The sequence below is a fragment of the Burkholderia sp. LMG 13014 genome (assembly GCF_905232215.1).
In the GTDB taxonomy this organism is placed as follows: domain Bacteria; phylum Pseudomonadota; class Gammaproteobacteria; order Burkholderiales; family Burkholderiaceae; genus Burkholderia.
The window spans coordinates 1-2,770 of sequence record NZ_CAJNKE010000704.1; the positions used below are offsets into that span (position 1 = coordinate 1).

Genomic DNA, 2,770 nt, shown 5'->3' on the forward strand with positions numbered 1-2,770 from the left:
CGCCCCCCCCCCCCGCCCCCCGCGCGGCCCCCCCTCCCCCGAACCGGCCGCTGCGCCGTTCCCGCGATCGATCGCTGTCCGATCGTCGCGATGTCTTGCCCGATTCTCCGGATTGGCCCGCTCGAGCCACTGCACCGCCTGCGCGTGCGCGCCGTGCGGTTCATAATCCCGCCATCGAACGACGGTCCCGGGCAGCGGGCCGTCCGGCAACAGGAAGAAGATGATGGAAAGCGTCGATCTCGATGTATTGAAATCCAGCGCACGCTGGCTCGAAGAAGGGCGCCGCGTGCTGCTCGTGACGGTCGTGAAGACGTGGGGCTCGTCGCCGCGCCCCGAAGGCGCGATGCTCGCGGTGCGCGAGGACGGGCTCGTGGTCGGCTCCGTGTCCGGCGGGTGTATCGAGGACGACCTGATCGCCCGCGTGCACGCGAGCGGGATCGCGGCCGACGCGCGCCCGGAAGCGCTCAAGTACGGCGTAACGGCCGAGGAAGCCCACCGCTTCGGGCTGCCTTGCGGCGGCACGATCCAGCTCGTGCTCGAGCCGCTCACGCGCGACAGCGGGATTACCGCGCTGTGCGCGGAAGTCGAGGCCGGCCGCCTCGTCACGCGCACGATGACGCTCGCGACCGGCCGTGCTTCGCTGTCGCCCGCGCAGGCGGCCGACGGGCTCGCGTTCGACGGCGAGCGGCTCGTGACGATCCACGGGCCGCGCTACCGGATGCTCGTGATCGGCGCGGGCCAGTTGTCGCGCTATCTGTGCCAGATCGCGGTCGGGCTCGACTACCAGGTGACGGTGTGCGATCCGCGTGAGGAATACACGGATGCATGGGACGTGCCGGGTACGCGCGTCGTGCACACGATGCCCGACGATACGGTGCTCGACATGAAGCTCGACGCGCGTTCGGCCGTGATCGCGCTCACGCACGATCCGAAGCTCGACGATCTCGCGCTGATGGAGGCGCTGAAGACACCCGCGTTCTACGTGGGCGCGCTCGGCTCGCGACGCAACAACGCGGCACGACGCGAGCGGTTGCGCGAATTCGATCTGAACCAAGCGGAACTGAGCCGGCTGCACGGGCCGGCCGGCATCTACATCGGCAGCCGGACGCCACCGGAAATCGCGATCTCGATCCTCGCCGAGATCACCGCCGCGAAAAACAACGTGTCGCTGCCGACGATCCTGCAGGTCGAGGGCGCGAAGGCCGCGCGCGAGATCGCCGCGAACAGCGGCGCGGCCTGCGGACTCTGATCGCTATCGACGCCGACGCAGGGTCGCGCCGGGTACGCGGCCGCAACGCGCCAGGCGGACAAAACTGATGACAAGGCACGCGCCGGCGCCAGGCCAGCGCGTGTTGCCAATCAGGTCAGGCCGGCGGCAGTCACACGGCCGCAACGAGCGAAGCAGACGGAACCGGCTAAAGGGGCGCACGCGCCGGCACCAGACCGGCGCAATGACCGCCGATCAGGTCAGGCCGGCGGCAAGCGCCGCGGCGACCGAACCCACCACCAGCACGACGCCGACCGTGCGGCGCTTGTTCAGCTCGGTCCACAGCAGCACGCCGGTCAGCGACAGCAGGATCAGCGACCCCGCGATCGTGTCCATCAGCAGCACCCAGCCGAGATTCATCCCGACGCCGCGATGCAGGTTGTTCAGCGTCGTCAGGAACGTGTTGCCCGTGCGCTTCACCGCGACGTAGCCGTTACCGACCCAGTATTCGGCCTGCAGGTTCTGATGCGGGCCGAACAGGCCCATCTGCCAGTGCTCGGGCTGCATCACGCGTTGATCGCCCCACGCCACCGGCTGCGCGGGTTCCTTGCGCATGCGGCCCGGCTTGCCGTCGAAATGCAGTTCGTGCTGCAGCCACTTCATCATCGCGGCGGGCGTCTTCGGCGCCGGATCCGGCAGCGCGATCTGCATCTCCTCGACCTGCGGCTCGCCGGTCGAAATCTTCAACGGCGGCGCACGGTGGTTGAGCAGCACGCCCGTCACGCCGAACAGCAGCCCGAGCACCGCGCCCCACAGCCCGACCCAGCCGTGCACCTTGCGCAGCCACTTGATGAAGGTCGCGCGACGCGAACGCTGGCGGCGCGCGGCCAGTTCGTCGTCGCTCAGCGGGCGGGCCGCCGGGTGCAGCACGGTGACGCCCGCACGGGAAGTACCCGTCTTGGGCGGATTGATCGTTTCGGGCGCGTTCACGCGAAAGTTTCCATTCGTTCAAAACAACGGGCGGCGCGCAGAAAATGCGCGCCGCCCGAGCAACATGAAAATGAGAATGGATATCATTACACAAATCTATTGGCGGCTCAATCCGCCCGGGCACGTAGCGGCGCCCCCGAATAGAGAAGAAATGCGGACGAAGCGCGTGCGTTACGCCAAGATGCCGATCAATAGACTGAAAATGCCATCAGAATGACCGCGAAAGGCCGCGATAGCATTTCGTAATGAATCGCGCGGCGCCGGCCCGTCAGCGCAGCGGCGGCAGCGGAAAGCGCGGCCCGGTGTCGTCCGGCGCAGGCTCGGTGCGGTCGAGCGCATACAGCCACGCGAGCAGATCCGCGACCGCCTGGTAGAGCTGCGGCGGAATCCGGTCGTCGAGGTCGACCTGCATCAGCAGCGACACCATCTCCGGCGCCGTATGCACGTACAACCCCGCATCGTGTGCGCGCGCGACGATCATCTCGGCGAGCACGCCGTAGCCCTTTGCAACTACGCGCGGCGCCGCGTCGCCGCCCTTCGGATCGTAGACGAGCGCAGCCGCGCGCTTGCGGG

The 2,770-nt window shown here is 68.3% G+C and carries 3 protein-coding genes; 1 reads left to right on the forward strand and 2 read right to left on the reverse strand.

The genetic code is table 11. The features are described 5' to 3' along the window. The first annotated feature begins 223 nt into the window (after positions 1-223). Complete coding sequence (locus JYJ84_RS33340) at positions 224-1,249, forward strand: XdhC family protein (protein ID WP_175222453.1); 1,026 nt, start codon at positions 224-226, stop codon at positions 1,247-1,249. A 213-nt stretch (positions 1,250-1,462) separates the two neighbouring features. On the opposite strand, the gene JYJ84_RS33345 is transcribed toward JYJ84_RS33340, so the two are convergent. Both JYJ84_RS33345 and JYJ84_RS33350 read right to left on the reverse strand, forming a co-directional pair. Next, a complete protein-coding gene (locus tag JYJ84_RS33345; protein WP_122946485.1) occupies positions 1,463-2,197 on the reverse strand; it encodes a PepSY-associated TM helix domain-containing protein in 735 nt (244 codons plus the stop codon). 268 nt (positions 2,198-2,465) lie between these two features. Continuing rightward, positions 2,466-2,770 (reverse strand): EscU/YscU/HrcU family type III secretion system export apparatus switch protein (locus JYJ84_RS33350; protein WP_205190033.1); only part of this gene is annotated, 305 nt, incomplete at its 5' end.

What these genes read in the sequence shown, in the direction of transcription:
- JYJ84_RS33340 (WP_175222453.1), top strand. Translation starts at nt 224, where the DNA reads ATGGAAAGCGTCGATCTCGATGTATTGAAATCCAGCGCACGCTGGCTC.